General features: G+C 59.8%; 16 protein-coding genes. 2 read left to right on the top strand and 14 right to left on the bottom strand.

From position 1 onward, the window contains the following. Nucleotides 1-27: 27 nt before the first annotated feature. The 5 genes from msrQ to B0G77_RS05385 form a co-directional block, all read right to left on the bottom strand. Nucleotides 28-741, bottom strand: coding sequence for a protein-methionine-sulfoxide reductase heme-binding subunit MsrQ (gene msrQ, locus B0G77_RS05365; RefSeq protein ID WP_133661191.1), 714 nt, complete (start codon nt 739-741; stop codon nt 28-30). Nucleotides 742-752: 11 nt separating this feature from the next. Then, nucleotides 753-1,748 (bottom strand): protein-methionine-sulfoxide reductase catalytic subunit MsrP, encoded by a 996-nt coding sequence (gene msrP / locus B0G77_RS05370; RefSeq protein ID WP_133661192.1) that lies wholly within the window; start codon nt 1,746-1,748, stop codon nt 753-755. A gap of 168 nt (nt 1,749-1,916) precedes the next feature. After that, a complete protein-coding gene (ccsB, locus tag B0G77_RS05375; RefSeq protein ID WP_133661193.1) occupies nt 1,917-3,125 on the bottom strand; it encodes a c-type cytochrome biogenesis protein CcsB in 1,209 nt (402 codons plus the stop codon). A 4-nt stretch (nt 3,126-3,129) separates the two neighbouring features. Then, nucleotides 3,130-5,340 carry a cytochrome c biogenesis protein ResB gene (locus B0G77_RS05380; protein ID WP_133661194.1) on the bottom strand — a complete coding sequence of 737 codons (2,211 nt, stop codon included), beginning with the start codon at nt 5,338-5,340 and terminating at the stop codon, nt 3,130-3,132. Nucleotides 5,341-5,457: 117 nt separating this feature from the next. Next, nucleotides 5,458-6,117, bottom strand: a complete 660-nt coding sequence (locus B0G77_RS05385) for a c-type cytochrome (protein ID WP_133661195.1) — start codon at nt 6,115-6,117, stop codon at nt 5,458-5,460. A gap of 257 nt (nt 6,118-6,374) precedes the next feature. Here B0G77_RS05385 and yihA point away from each other — a divergent pair, with 257 nt between their 5' ends. Together yihA and hemB are read left to right on the top strand one after the other, a co-directional pair. Then, entirely contained in the window at nt 6,375-7,028 is a 654-nt protein-coding gene (gene yihA / locus B0G77_RS05390) for a ribosome biogenesis GTP-binding protein YihA/YsxC (RefSeq protein ID WP_133661196.1), read from the top strand. A gap of 219 nt (nt 7,029-7,247) precedes the next feature. Next, nucleotides 7,248-8,246 (top strand): porphobilinogen synthase, encoded by a 999-nt coding sequence (hemB, locus tag B0G77_RS05395; protein WP_133661197.1) that lies wholly within the window; start codon nt 7,248-7,250, stop codon nt 8,244-8,246. A gap of 125 nt (nt 8,247-8,371) precedes the next feature. Here the strand turns inward: hemB and dsbD are convergent, their stop codons facing one another. From dsbD to infA, 9 genes are all read right to left on the bottom strand, one after another. Next, nucleotides 8,372-10,234 (bottom strand): protein-disulfide reductase DsbD, encoded by a 1,863-nt coding sequence (dsbD, locus tag B0G77_RS05400; protein WP_133661198.1) that lies wholly within the window; start codon nt 10,232-10,234, stop codon nt 8,372-8,374. Continuing rightward, nucleotides 10,227-10,553, bottom strand: coding sequence for a divalent-cation tolerance protein CutA (cutA, locus tag B0G77_RS05405; RefSeq protein ID WP_208116449.1), 327 nt, complete (start codon nt 10,551-10,553; stop codon nt 10,227-10,229). The genes dsbD and cutA overlap by 8 nt, the downstream gene beginning before the upstream one ends. Before the next feature lie 158 nt (nt 10,554-10,711). Then, on the bottom strand, nt 10,712-11,107 hold the full coding sequence (gene rplQ, locus B0G77_RS05410) for a 50S ribosomal protein L17 (RefSeq protein ID WP_133661200.1): 396 nt from the start codon (nt 11,105-11,107) through the stop codon (nt 10,712-10,714). Nucleotides 11,108-11,259: 152 nt separating this feature from the next. Beyond that, entirely contained in the window at nt 11,260-12,237 is a 978-nt protein-coding gene (rpoA, locus tag B0G77_RS05415; RefSeq protein WP_133661201.1) for a DNA-directed RNA polymerase subunit alpha, read from the bottom strand. A 124-nt stretch (nt 12,238-12,361) separates the two neighbouring features. Continuing rightward, a complete protein-coding gene (gene rpsD, locus B0G77_RS05420) occupies nt 12,362-12,985 on the bottom strand; it encodes a 30S ribosomal protein S4 (RefSeq protein WP_133661202.1) in 624 nt (207 codons plus the stop codon). A 146-nt stretch (nt 12,986-13,131) separates the two neighbouring features. Continuing rightward, on the bottom strand, nt 13,132-13,536 hold the full coding sequence (gene rpsK, locus B0G77_RS05425) for a 30S ribosomal protein S11 (protein ID WP_006052224.1): 405 nt from the start codon (nt 13,534-13,536) through the stop codon (nt 13,132-13,134). Between the two features lie 28 nt (nt 13,537-13,564). Continuing rightward, on the bottom strand, nt 13,565-13,930 hold the full coding sequence (gene rpsM, locus B0G77_RS05430; protein ID WP_012434566.1) for a 30S ribosomal protein S13: 366 nt from the start codon (nt 13,928-13,930) through the stop codon (nt 13,565-13,567). A 41-nt stretch (nt 13,931-13,971) separates the two neighbouring features. After that, complete coding sequence (gene rpmJ, locus B0G77_RS05435) at nt 13,972-14,088, bottom strand: 50S ribosomal protein L36 (protein ID WP_004199844.1); 117 nt, start codon at nt 14,086-14,088, stop codon at nt 13,972-13,974. A gap of 20 nt (nt 14,089-14,108) precedes the next feature. Next, nucleotides 14,109-14,327 (bottom strand): translation initiation factor IF-1, encoded by a 219-nt coding sequence (gene infA / locus B0G77_RS05440; RefSeq protein ID WP_004521905.1) that lies wholly within the window; start codon nt 14,325-14,327, stop codon nt 14,109-14,111. Nucleotides 14,328-14,329 lie beyond the last annotated feature (2 nt).

Genomic DNA, 14,329 nt, shown 5'->3' on the forward strand with positions numbered 1-14,329 from the left:
TTCAATGCATCGCCTTTTTTTGTTAATTCAGCGCCGTCGCTCGATCTCGTCGTTGACACCGCGCATCGCCATCCGACCACGCAGCCACTCGACCAGTCGCCAGCCCAGCAACGCAATGACGATCGCACCGTAGATCCTGGGCAGCAGCAGATCGTGCTTGCCCGCCTTCATCCACCAGAAGTGCAGGATTGCCAGCACGCCGATTAAATAGATCGCCCGGTGCAACGTCTGCCAACGACGCCCGAGCTTGCGCACCATTGCCTTCGGCGACGTCACAGCCAGCGGGATCAGCAGCACGAACGCGGCAAAGCCTACGGTGATGAACGGACGCTTGCCGATGTCTTTCAGCATCGCCGCGACATCGAACCACTTGTCGAACCAGATATAAGTCGTGAAGTGCAGCGTCGCGTAGAAGAATGCATAGAGGCCGAGCATGCGGCGAAAGCGCGCCAGCGCGTTCAAGCCCGACAGCCGTCGCAGTGGTGTGACAGCGAGCGTGATGCAAAGGAAAACGAGCGTCCAGAGACCGGTCGAACGCGTGACGAATTCGATCGGATTCGCGCCGAGACGGTCCGTCAGACCGAAGAAGACAATGCGTGCGAGCGGATACCACGCCGCCACAAACACGGCGACTTTTGCCGGCACAATCCAGCGGCTGCCGCCGGCTGCGGGACGCCGCGCAGCCGCAGGTCCGGCACGGAGGGGGCCTGAATCGGCGACAGATTGCGTATCGATAGCCATAGCCGTGCCAGTCAGAAGTTCTTCTTCAGGTCCATGCCCTGATAGAGCGACGCAACCTGGTCGCCGTAACCGTTGAACATCAGCGTCTTGCGCTTCGGCGTGAAGAAACCATCCTCGCCGATACGCCGCTCGGTCGCCTGGCTCCAGCGCGGGTGGTCGACATTCGGGTTCACGTTCGAATAGAAACCGTACTCCTGCGAAGCGTACGTGTTCCAGCTGGTCGGCGGTTGTTTGTCGACAAAGCGGATTTTCACCAGCGATTTCGCGCTCTTGAAGCCGTACTTCCAGGGCACGACGACCCGCACCGGCGCACCGTTCTGGTTCGGCAGCACCTGGCCGTAGACGCCCATCGTAAGGAGCGTCAGCGGATTCATCGCTTCGTCCATCCGCAGGCCTTCTGAATACGGCCAGTCGAGTATTGGCTGCGACAGACCCGGCATCTGCGACGGGTCGGCCAGCGTGATGAACTGCACGTATTTCGCGTTGCCCGTCGGCTGCGCACGCTTGATCAGTTCCGACAGCGACACGCCAACCCACGGAATTACCATCGACCAGCCTTCGACACAACGATGCCGATACACCCGTTCCTCAAGCGGCGCCAGCTTTAGCAGGTCGTCGATATCGTAGACTTTGGCGTTCTTCACCTCGCCTTCGACGCTCACGCGCCACGGCCGCGGTCGCAGTGTCCCGGCGTTCTGCGCGGGGTCCCCCTTGTCGGTGCCGAATTCGTAGAAGTTGTTGTAGGTCGTGATGTCCTTGAACGGCGTGACCTTGTCCGGCACGACGAGTTTCGGGTTCGTTTTGGCCGGGAGCTTCTGCGCCTTTCCGTCCGGCGACGTGTACGCGGCCAGCGCCTCACCATTGACGCCGATCAGTCCCCCCATTGCTGCTGCACCGGCGGCCTGCAGAATGCGCCGACGGTTCTCGAATATCGGACGCGGCGTAATTTCGCTGCGCGGGATGTCATCCCCGCTGAGTCGAATCCGCTCGTTTCGTTTGATCCACATGGTGCTGCTCCTCAATGGCCCTCGGGGCCACGTTGATGATCGTCGACTTTGCATGCACGGGTACTACCCCGACAAACAATCTGGGTGCACGAAAATTCCGTTCTGCAATAAAAAAAACCGCCGGCGCGAAGCGCCCGGCGGTTTTAAGTCGGCGGAAACCGGCAAATCTTACAGTTTTCCGTAGCTATGCAGCCCCGACAGGAACATATTCACGCCGAGGAAGGCGAACGTGGTGACCAGCAGCCCCGTCAGCGCCCACCAGGCGGCGACGTGGCCGCGCAGGCCCTTCATGAGCCGCATATGCAGCCAGGCTGCGTAGTTCAGCCAGACGATCAGCGCCCACGTTTCCTTCGGGTCCCAGCTCCAGTAGCCGCCCCACGCTTCGGCCGCCCACAGCGCGCCGAGAATCGTCGCAATCGTGAAGAATGCGAAACCAACCGCAATCGACTTGTACATGACGTCATCGAGCACTTCCAGCGCCGGCAGGCGGTCCGCCAGCACGCCGCGCTGCTTCATCAGGTACGCCACACCCACCATTGCCGACAACGCGAAGCTGCCATAACCGATGAAGTTGGCCGGGACGTGGATCTTCATCCACCAGCTTTGCAGCGCGGGCACGAGCGGCTGGATCTGCTGTGCGTCGCGCGCGATCGAATACCACATCAGGAAGCCGACGGCCGCGCTGATCACGAGCAGCACGAATGCGCCGAGCGCACGCGTGCTGTAGTGCTGCTCGTAGTACAGGTAGAAGAGCGCCGTGATCAGGCTGAACAGCACGAACACTTCGTAGAGGTTCGAGATGGGAATATGGCCGACGTCCGCACCGATCAGGTATGACTCGTACCAGCGCACCATCAGCCCGACGAAGCCCATCAGCACGGCGGCCCAGGTCATCTTCGAGCCGATCGCGGCGCCCGTCGCCGAGCGCGACAGCATGCCGATCCAGTAGAAGAGCGTCGCGAGGACGAACAGCGAACTCATCCACAGGATCGCCGACTGGCTCGACAGGAAATATTTCAGGAAGAACGCGTTATCCGCACGGGCGAGATCGCCGTGATACAGCTGGATGGCAAACAGCGACAGCACGGCGATACCCGCGATCAGCAGACGCGCGGGCTTCCAGCGCCAGCCGAGCACCACGAAAACCGGCACAGCGCACACCAGCACCAGCTTGTCGTAATAATTCATGTACGGGTAATACCGCGAAAGCGCAAAACCCGCACCGGCAACCATCGCAAGCGCGAACAGCCAGTCGAAAACGCCAAGACGCTTCAAAAACGGACGATCGTCAAGGAGCGCTGCGTGATCCGCCATATCGGCGAGGCCGCTGCGACGCGAAGACGTAGGGGGGGATGAAGAAACCTGAGACAAGTCCATGATCTTACCGGGTCGAATCGTGTGAGCCTGCCGACTTCGGCGCACCCTCAGGCGCGGTGGCGGCGGATGCATCGGTGGGGTTGACGCCCAGCACGACGCCGACTGCGTCGCGTGTCTGAGCAAATTCTCTCTCGAAATCGAGTGTCTTGCGCGCGCTCGACATCGCCATCACGACGTTCACGCCGTGTTCAGTATCTTTGAGCCAGAACCAGAGGCGCCTTTCACGCACGTAGAACATCGAGAAGATGCCCAACACGAGGAGCAAGCTGCCAAGATACACGACTTTTTTGCCGGGCGCGCGCGTCAGCTGGAATACCGAGGCCTGGATCTGCTTGAAGGAATCAAGCTGCAGGTAGACCGGCGATCCATACAAAAAGCTGTCAGATAGCGCATTGATCGAGCTTTGCACGAAGCGGGTGGCGTCCGCATCCGGCTTCACATCCGGTTCACCGGCCTGTTCGCGGGACAGTTGCCACAGATCCCACATCGAGCCTTCCAGCATGCGCAGAAGCAGGCCTGCAGCCTTTTCCTGCTCGGCCTTCGGTATCGAATGGTCAATGAACGCAGCAATCGCCTGGAATCCGCCAACGATCTGCCGGTTTGAAGCCTTGCCTTCAGTTTCGTCCGCGCCCGCAAAGAGGGTCAGCACGCGGGATGCGCTTTCTTCGAGATGCTGTTGGAGCTCCTGATTCGAGCCCGGCACCGAGCGCTGTGCAAAGCGGTGTGCGGCTTGCGCGCGCATCGTCGGGTTTTCGAGCGTCGCGCGCAGATTCATCCATTCCTTGACGGTGCCGCCGGCGTCGGCGGGAATGCGGAGGTAGCGGAACGGATCGTCCGGATTCGTGCGCATGCCGGCGAGGAACATGCGCTCGCCATTCACATCGACGGGCAGCATGTAATTGTTGTACTCGCGCGCCTGGCCGTCCTTGTCGCGCACCTTATACTGCACCGACGGTCCGACGTTGTGCAGATCCATCGGCTTCGATGACTTCGCGCCGGAGCCGAGGCGCTCGTCAAACGCTTCCTTCAGCGAGTGATGCGCGGCCACGCCGCGCACGTCGTTCGCGCCACTGCCGTTCGAGATATTTTCGACGTTGATCGCACGGAAATCGGTAAACTCGACCGTCTGTCCATCCGCGCCTGGCGTCGACGCGATGAGCGGAGCCGTGCCGCCGATCGCGCCGCCGAACGGCTCGGTCTTCGCGGTGTTACCCGTCATCGGGTAGGCCGTCATCTGCATTTGTGAGCCGCCGTCCTGGAAGCTGGACTGATAGATCGACACGCCGTCGTATTCGAACGGCTTGTTCACCTCGACGCGCGCGGGAATGCGCGCGCCGGTCTTATGATCGATCACGACGATATCGCTCGCGAAGAGCTTCGGCATGCCGGTCGAGTAGTAGTCGACGATGAACTTGTTCAGTTCGATCGAGAACGGCAGGTCCTGAATCAGCGAGCCGTCCTGCTGGTTCAGGATCGCCGTCGATACGTGTTGCCCTTCCGGCACCCAGGCGTAGCCGCGGAACGTCGGATTCGACTGCGACATGCGGTGTTCAGGCGGGATGTCGTTGATGACAGTGTTGCTGCGGATCGGCGTCTTGTCGAAGAGCCACATCTGCAGCTTGATCGGCAGGTTGCTGTCAAGCAGACCGCCGAGACAGATCACGACAATCGCAAGGTGCGCAAAGATGTAGCCGATCCGGGTCATCGCCCCGCGCTTCGCCGCGATCAGCGTGGCGCCGTCCGTTTCGCGCGTAACGAATTTATAGCCGAGTTTGCCCGACAGCTTCGTCAGCAGTGCGGCGGTCTGCGCACGCGTGCCGTGCGCCGCGAACTCGCCCTTGTGATGAAACGCGCGAAGGCTGCCTTCGCGGACCTTGACCTTCCAGCTCTTCATGTCAGCGATCATTTTCGGTGCGTTGCGGATCACGCACAGCGAGACCGACACGATGAGAAAACCGAGGATCAGCATGAACCACCAGGCGCTGTACACGTTGTACAGGCTCAGCGAGCGGAAGATGTCTGCCCAGAAAGGGCCGAACTGATTGACGTAGTTGGGATATGGATCGTCCTGGGTGAGAACGGTGCCGATAACGCTCGCGATCGCAAGAATCACGAGCATTGCAATGGCGAAGCGCATCGAACTCAACAACTCGACCGCTCTGCGCATCGCGCGGTGGCCCGACTTCAACTGCAAACCCGACGTGGTGACGCTCATTCAAACTCCGACTGAACAGCAAAAAAGGGTGGAGGGCCATCGCCTCGTGACGACGCCCCCACCCTTTTCTTGTTTTTACCGGCCTGGATGGGCCAGTTGCACCTGCGTGCGGACTTCCTAATGCAAGCCCGCGATGTAATCAGCGACTGCCTTGATCTCGCTATCCGACAGGCGGTTCGAGACCGTGTGCATCGCTTCGTTGTTGTTGCGAGCACCGGGCCCCTGCTGGAACGCAGTCAGCTGCGCGACCGAGTAATCCGACCACTGTCCCGACAGACGCGGGTACTGGGACGGAATCCCCTGCCCCGTCGGGCCATGACAGCTCGCACACGCCGGCACACCCTTGTCCGCAATACCGCCGCGATAGATCCGCTGACCCATCGGAACCGTATTCTTGTTGTGTGCGTAGCCGGGTTTCGGTACCTGTGCTGCGAAGTACGTGGCCACGTTGATCATGTCCTGATCGGATAGCGCGGCTACCATGCCCGCCATGATCGCATTGTTGCGCGCCGGCTGCTTTGCGCCGGGCTGAGTCTTGAAATCCATGAGCTGCTTCACGAGGTACTCGGGATGTTGACCCGCGAGCTTCGGATACGAACCACCGGCACTGTTACCGTCCGCACCGTGACACGACGCGCAAACCTGCGCCGCAATTGCCTGCCCCCGATTCACGTCCGGTTTTGCCGGATCTGCTGCTCTTGCCCCCGCTACCCAACCCAAACCTGAAAGACCTGTCGCTACCTGAAGCACCATCAGAGACTTGAACAGTCGATTCATTCGCACACCCTGTTTCGTCTTGTGGGAATTAGAGGTTCTGCAAAATACGACGGCGACCGCTTGAAATGCACTGCATGAAACAGATCAACGCTTGCACGGTTTTTACCGCTGATTTTCACCGCGGAGGCTCGCTCCTCGCCCCACAGGTCTTCAGTAAACCGCCGTATTGTACAATAACTCGCTAATCGCGAAGACGCCAGTCGGGCTTGTCCCGTCCCCAATCCGGGCCACCGGGCGTCTCACACCCTGGTTCCCTCATGTCCTTCCTGCTCCACCAAGCCCGCTTCTTCACGACCGTCAATCATCTGCGTGATCTGCCGGCGACGTCTCAACCCGAGGTCGCCTTTGCCGGGCGCTCCAATGCCGGGAAGTCGACCGCCATCAACCTCCTGTGCAACCAGAAGCGCCTCGCCTTCGCCAGTAAAACGCCAGGGCGCACCCAGCACATCAACTATTTCTCAGTGGGGCCCGCGGCCGAGCCGGTCGCTCATCTGGTCGATCTGCCAGGCTATGGCTATGCGGAGGTTCCCGGCGCTGCGAAGACGCACTGGGAAGCGCTCCTGTCCGCTTATCTGCAATCGCGAGCCCAGTTGCGCGGCATGATTCTGATGATGGATTCGCGTCGCCCTCTGACCGACCTCGATCGAACGATGATCGAATGGTTTGCACCTACCGGCAAGCCGATCCATACCCTCTTGACGAAGTGCGACAAATTGACGCGCCAGGAAAGCGTGAATGCGCTGCGTTCGACACAAAAGGGGCTCGCCGAGTATCGCGCCGCCGGCTATCAAGGCGAGCTGACTGTACAGCTGTTTTCCGCCTTGAAACGCATTGGGCTGGACGAAGCGCACGAGCTGATCGAAAGCTGGGTGGCGCCCACGTCGGCCGACGAAGCCGTTGCGGCGGAATAAGCTGGCACTACTTTTCGTCGCCCATAAAAAAACCCGCCGCTAGTGACGGCGGGTCAAACAGCCTAATCGAAAAAACGACAGGCACCCGCTCAGGGAGGAGAAGCGGGGAGGTCAGCGCAAGGCGCCTTGCTCGAACGCTATGATATACCATTGTCTCAAAAAGGTTTCGGGAAGGCGGAGGGGCAGGTTTTTCTTCAATCTCCACGCACGACATTCGATATGAGCTTCTATCCGCACCACCGTCCACGCCGCATGCGCCGTGACGATTTCTCGCGTCGCCTGATGCGCGAAAGCATTCTCACTACCAACGACCTGATCTATCCGGTGTTTGTCGTCGAAGGCACGAACGTGCGACAAGCTGTGCCTTCCATGCCGGGCGTCGAGCGCGTGTCGGTGGATCTGTTGATAGGCGTGGCCGAACAATGTGTCGAACTTGGCGTGCCGGTCATTTCGCTGTTCCCGGCCATCGAGCCATCGCTGAAGACGCCGGATGGGCGCGAAGCCACCAACGCGGCGGGCCTGATTCCGCGCGCGGTCCGTGAACTGAAAAAGCATTTCCCCGACCTTGGCGTGCTGACGGACGTGGCGTTGGACCCGTATACGAGCCACGGCCAGGATGGCGTACTCGACGAATCGGGCTACGTGATCAACGACCAGTCCGTCGAGATCCTGGTCGAGCAGGCGCGTGCGCAAGCTGAAGCGGGCGTTGATATCGTCGCTCCGTCGGACATGATGGACGGCCGGATCGGCGCGATTCGCGAGATGCTTGAAAGCGAAGATCACATTCACACGCGGATCATGGCTTATTCGGCCAAGTTTGCGTCTGCCTTTTACGGTCCGTTCCGTGACGCCGTCGGTTCAGCGACGAACCTCGGCAAGAGCAACAAGATGACGTATCAGATGGACCCGTCGAATTCCGACGAAGCCCTGCGCGAAGTGCGCATGGATATCGAGGAGGGCGCGGACATGGTGATGGTGAAGCCGGGTATGCCGTACCTCGACATCGTCCGCCGTGTGAAGGATGAGTTCCGTTTTCCGACCTACGTGTATCAGGTGAGCGGCGAATACGCGATGCTTAAGGCCGCATCGCAGAATGGCTGGCTCGATCACGACAAGGCGATGATGGAGTCGCTGCTGGCATTCAAGCGCGCAGGTGCCGATGGCGTGCTCACATACTTCGCGCTCGATGCAGCGAGGATCCTGCGCTCGCAGAAGTAATCGCGCGGCTCGCGTTGACCGATTAATGCATGTAAAGAGGCGTTTCGCTCAGAGCGAAACGCCTCTTTTTTCGCGCTGTTAGGGTTGCCAGGCGGGGTCGTCGCCCGGCCGATCGAAATCGACGGCTAGGACTTCGACGCTGCTGCGCGATCAAGACTGCGCAGGAAAACATCGGCTGGTTCATATCCCACCACGCGCAATACCTCCTTGCCGCCCCGATCGAAGAAGATGATCCCGGGCGGTCCAAACAGGTCGAAGCGCTTAAGCAACGCCTGATCGTCTGTGTTGTTGGCGGTGACGTCCGCCCGCAGCAGGTGAAGTTGCTGCAGTTTCGCGTGCACACGCGGGTCGTTGAAGGTGAATTTCTCCATTTCCTTACAGCTGACGCACCAATCCGCGTAGAAGTCGAGCATCGCCGGCTGAGCAGCTGTCCTGACCGCCAGATCCAGTTCCCCGGAAGAGCGAACTGGCGCGAACGCGGGTTCGTCCACTCGCGCGCCGGCAGGCGCCTGGCCACGCGCCGCAAGCACAGCCAGCGGACGCAGCGGATCGGACGAACCGGCGGCAACGCCGACCAGCAATACCGCCGCCCAGATAGCGAGCGCCGCGCCCACGCCGCGGCCGAGCCTGCGCCATATTGAGCTTCCACCCGCGTTCGGCGTGAAAAGTCCCAGCGCGGCGGCCGCCACCAGCAGCCAGAGCGCGCTCAGCAGCATTTGGGCCGCTGACGCAAGCACGGGCCAGACGATCCACAGTGCAGCCGCGAGCAATACGACCCCGAAGAATACCTTCACGCCGTCCATCCACGTGCCGGCGCGCGGCAACAACGTCCCTGCGCCAACTCCGATGACCAGAAGCGGCACGCCAAGTCCTATGCCCATCGAAAACAGCGCGGCACCGCCAAGCACTGCGTTGCCCGTGTGTGCAATGAACGCAAGAACGGCGAATAGGGGCGCCGTCATGCACGCACCGACCACGAGTGCCGATAACGCGCCCATCCCCGCCACGGCCACGAATTTGCCTCCCGAGCGCCCTTGTGATACCCGCGATGCGCCATCCTGCCAACGCTGAGGAAGCGCGAGGTCGAAACCCGCGATCAACGTGAGCGCAAAGGCCGTGAGCAGCACCGCGAACGCCCCCAGCACCCAGGGATTTTGCAACCACGCCCCGAGGCTCTGTCCGACAAGCGCAGCGGCAACCCCAAGCGCCGTGTAGACAAGCGCCATACCGATTACGTAAGAGAGCGACAGCGCGAACCCGCGCGCCCGCGTTACCTTGGCGCCCTCGCCGATGATGATTGCTGAGAGGATCGGAATCATCGGATACGAACACGGAAGAAGGCTCAACACGACGCCCGCGACGAAATACAGCCCCATGATGGCAATGAAACCGCCTCCTTGCAGCAGGGATGCCGCGTAGTCGGCGCTCGTCGCGCGTTGATACCAGGATTCCCCTTCGGACGGTTCCGAGGCGGTGGTGAGCGACGACGCGCCGGCAACAGCGTTTGCGGCCGGATCGACCGCCTTCAGTGCTGCGCCGGTCACGTGATACGCGCGTTCCATCGGCGGATAACAGATACCCGCATCGGCGCATCCCTGCGAGGTGACCGCCAGATCAAAAGCACCTGAGGCCGATTTGACCGGGATATGGATCGTCAGGTCACCGCGATACGTTTCAACGTTTTTCTGAAATGTATCGTCGAACTTGACGTGCCCGGCAGGCAAGCGGGCGTTGCCGAGGCTCACGGTTCCGTTACGTGTCGCGAAGTTGAAGCGCTCACGGTACATGTAGTAACCGTCGGCGATTTTGTAGTGAACAACGACTTCGCCGGGTTGCTCGCTCGCGCTGAATTTGAAAGCGACGTCTGGGTCGAGAAAATCGTCCGCAGCGTGGACTGCGCCGGCAAACGGCAGCGCGAGCAGGAAACACAGTGACAATGCGACGGCACGCAACACTACGCGCGCATGCCGGTTCAGGCGGTTAAACATGGAGAGAGCGTTGAGTTTCGGCATTGACCCACTGGCCGTATCCGGCTGAGGCTGTCGCTTGCCACGAAACGATTTCGGGTGTGTCGTACGGATGAAGCGTCTGGATCAACTGTTCGAGTTCCAGCGCCCGTGCGACGCCTGTTTTGAAGAGCAACTGGATTTCATCGGCGGATTCGAGCTTGCCCTGCCAGCGATAGTTCGAACGCACCGAGCCGATTTGTGTCACGCATGCAGCGAGCCGGGTGCTCAACGCCGCGGACGCGAGTTTTTGCGCAGTTTCCGCATCAGGCACAGTCGTCAGGATCAACGTCACATTCACGCTCACAATCGGCTCCGCTGGGTCAGGAGGAATCCAGTGACCCTATCGTATCACCCGGAGCAACGACGCCGCTTCGAACCGCAGCAGCGCCATGTGGTCGCGGAAAGCAAAAAAGCCAGGCGAATGCCTGGCTTTCTTGTTGGGTATTGCCGCGATCCTTATTCCGCTTCCTGCACGTTGTCCGCTTCAACGACATCCGGGCGGTCCAGCAGTTCGACCAGAGCCATCGGCGCGTTGTCGCCTACGCGGAAACCGAACTTCAGGATGCGCAGATAGCCACCTGGACGATTCGCGAAGCGGGGACCGAGCACGTCGAACAGCTTCGTGACCGAGTCACGATCGCGCAGGCGGTTGAACACCAGACGACGATTTGCCAGCGACGGCTTCTTACCGAGCGTGATCAGCGGCTCGACGACTTTACGGAGTTCCTTCGCTTTCGGCAGCGTCGTCTTGATGACTTCGTGCTCGATGAGCGAGTTGGACATGTTACGGAGCATTGCCAAACGGTGGCTGCTCGTGCGGTTCAGTTTCCGCAGACCATGACGGTGACGCATTTCAATTTCCTTGATTCAAAGTTTTGGTCCAGCTCTTCTATCGCGCTCGCCCGATCCTGAGATCGGCGGACGCACGGGCCGGTAGTGAAATAGCAAAACGCGGATTCTAAAGGAAAATCCGCGTCTTTGCCAGTCGCGGTACAGCGTGCCACTTACTTGTCGAGGCCAGCCGGCGGCCAGTTTTCGAGCTTCATGCCGAGCGTCAGACCCCGCGAAGCGAGCACTTCCTTGATCTCGTTCAGCGACTTGCGACCCAGATTCGGCGTTTTGAGCAGCTCGTTTTCCGTGCGCTGGATCAGGTCGCCAATGTAGTAAATGTTCTCGGCCTTCAGGCAGTTCGCGGAACGAACCGTCAATTCGAGGTCGTCAACCGGACGCAGCAGGATCGGATCGATCTGCGGCGCACGCGACGGTGCTTCCGCCGTGGCTTCCGTGCCTTCCAGAGCTGCGAATACCGACAATTGATCAACCAGAATACGCGCCGATTGACGGATCGCTTCTTCGGGCGAAATCACACCGTTGGTTTCGATGTTCATCACGAGCTTGTCGAGATCGGTACGTTGTTCGACACGCGCGCTCTCCACTGCATAGCTCACGCGGCGAACCGGCGAGAAAGACGCGTCCAGCACGATGCGGCCGATGATCTTGGCCGACTCGTCGCCATAGCGACGCACGTTACCCGGCACATAGCCGCGGCCCTTTTCCACTTTGATCTGCACATCGAGCTTGCCGCCCTTCGACAGATGCGCAATCACGTGATCCGGGTTGATCACTTCGCAATCGTGAGCGAGTTCGATGTCGCCAGCGGTAACAACGCCTTCGCCTTCCTTGCGCAGTGTAACCGTCACTTCATCACGGTTATGCAGCTTGAACACGACACCCTTCAAGTTCAACAACAGGTTGACCACATCCTCCTGCACACCGTCGAGCGTCGAGTATTCGTGCACAACGCCTGCGATCGTAACTTCAGTCGGCGCGTAGCCAACCATCGACGAAAGCAACACACGCCGAAGCGCGTTACCCAAGGTGTGGCCGTAACCGCGTTCAAACGGTTCCATAACCACTTTCGCATGGCTCTCGCCGAGCGATTCGACTGCAATGATCTTGGGCTTCAACAAACTGGTTTGCATAGGTTTTCCTTTTCAATACCCTCGGCTCGTTACACCGATAAGGCTGACCGGTAACAACCTGAAAATAAACAGCCGAGGCTCCCCCTTGCGCAACGCAATCGGGGTGCCCCGGCCGTCAATCCGATTACCGCGAATACAATTCGACGATCAGGCTTTCGTTGATATCGCCAGCGATGTCGCTACGTTCCGGCATTTGCTTGAACGTACCTTCGAACTTCTTCGCATCGACAGCGACCCAGCTCGCCAGACCGCCCTGCTCAGCCAGCGACAGCGCTTCGACAATACGCGCCTGCTTCTTCGACTGTTCGCGCACGGCAACCACATCGCCCGACTTCACTTGCAGCGACGGAATGTTAGCGACCTGGCCATTCACCATGATTGCCTTGTGGCTCACGAGCTGGCGCGCTTCAGCACGCGTCGAGCCGAAGCCCATGCGGTACACGACGTTATCGAGACGCGACTCGAGCAATTGCAGCAGGTTTTCACCCGTGTTGCCCTTGCGCCGGTCGGCTTCGGCGAAGTAACGACGGAACTGGCGTTCGAGAACACCGTAGATACGCTTGACTTTTTGCTTTTCGCGCAGCTGCGTGCCGTAATCGGACGTACGGGCGCCCGAGGTGCGGCCATGTTGGCCCGGCTTGCTGTCAAGCTTGCACTTGTCAGCGAGCGAACGACGGGCGCTCTTCAGGAAGAGGTCAGTGCCTTCACGGCGGGAGAGCTTGGCTTTAGGGCCGATATAGCGTGCCACTTTGCATTCCTTCTATGATAAATCACGCGAATTTAAGTTCGCGCTAGTCCGAACCCTTTGGGTCGAACGGTGGGCTTAGTCAATTCAATAACGCGAGCAGCCTGCCGCCGCGTAAAGCGGCAACAGGCGCTAGCAAAAACGGCGTCTTAGATACGACGACGCTTCGGCGGACGGCAGCCGTTGTGCGGAACCGGCGTCACATCGGAGATCGCGGTGATCTTGATGCCAAGACCATGCAGCGCGCGCACCGCAGACTCACGACCAGGGCCCGGGCCCTTGATCCGCACTTCGAGGTTCTTTACGCCGTATTCCATCGCCACGCGGCCAGCCGATTCCGCTGCAACCTGCGCTGCAAACGGCGTCGACTTACGCGAGCCTTTGAAACCCTGGCCACCCGACGTTGCCCAGGCAAGTGCATTGCCTTGACGATCGGTGATCGTGATGATGGTGTTGTTGAACGACGCGTGAACGTGAACCACGCCCTCGGCGACGTTCTTCTTGACCTTCTTGCGAACGCGTTGCGCCGCGGAGTTGTTCGAAGCCTTAGCCATTACGTTTTCCTGTAACTGTCAGTTCCGCTTACTTCTTCAGCGATTGCGCTGCACGACGCGGACCCTTGCGCGTACGGGCATTCGTACGCGTGCGTTGGCCGCGCAGGGGCAGGCCCTTGCGATGGCGCACGCCACGATAGCAGCCGAGATCCATCAGGCGCTTGATGTTCATCGTCGTTTCACGGCGCAGATCGCCTTCAACGATGAACTTGCCGACTTCTTCACGCAGCTTTTCGAGATCTGCGTCGTTCAGGTCTTTGACCTTTTTCGAAAATGCCACACCAGCAGCGACGCAAATGTCGCGCGAGCGCGTGCGGCCGACACCGTAAATCGCCGTCAGGCCGATTTCGGTGTGCTGGTGGTTCGGGATGTTAACCCCTGCGATACGAGCCATTGTTTTTCCTCAAACAAAAAGCGCAAGCAAAAGCGCGGCGTTCAGCCTTGACGCTGTTTGTGGCGCGGATCAGAGCTGCAAATCACGCGCACAACGCCCTTGCGCTTGATGATCTTGCAATTGCGGCAAATGCGCTTAACCGATGCCATCACTTTCATGATATTACCCTTTTTTCAAATCACTTCGCCCGGAACACGATCCGCGCACGCGACAGATCGTAAGGCGTCAATTCAACCGTCACCTTGTCGCCCGGCAGAATACGGATATAGTGCATCCGCATCTTGCCGGATATGTGTCCCAATACGACATGGCCGTTTTCCAGCTTTACCCTGAAGGTAGCGTTAGGCAGGTTTTCGATGACTTCACCCTGCATCTGGATTACATCGTCTTTGGCCATAA

Origin of the sequence: Paraburkholderia sp. BL10I2N1, assembly GCF_004361815.1 — a bacterium.
In the GTDB taxonomy this organism is placed as follows: domain Bacteria; phylum Pseudomonadota; class Gammaproteobacteria; order Burkholderiales; family Burkholderiaceae; genus Paraburkholderia.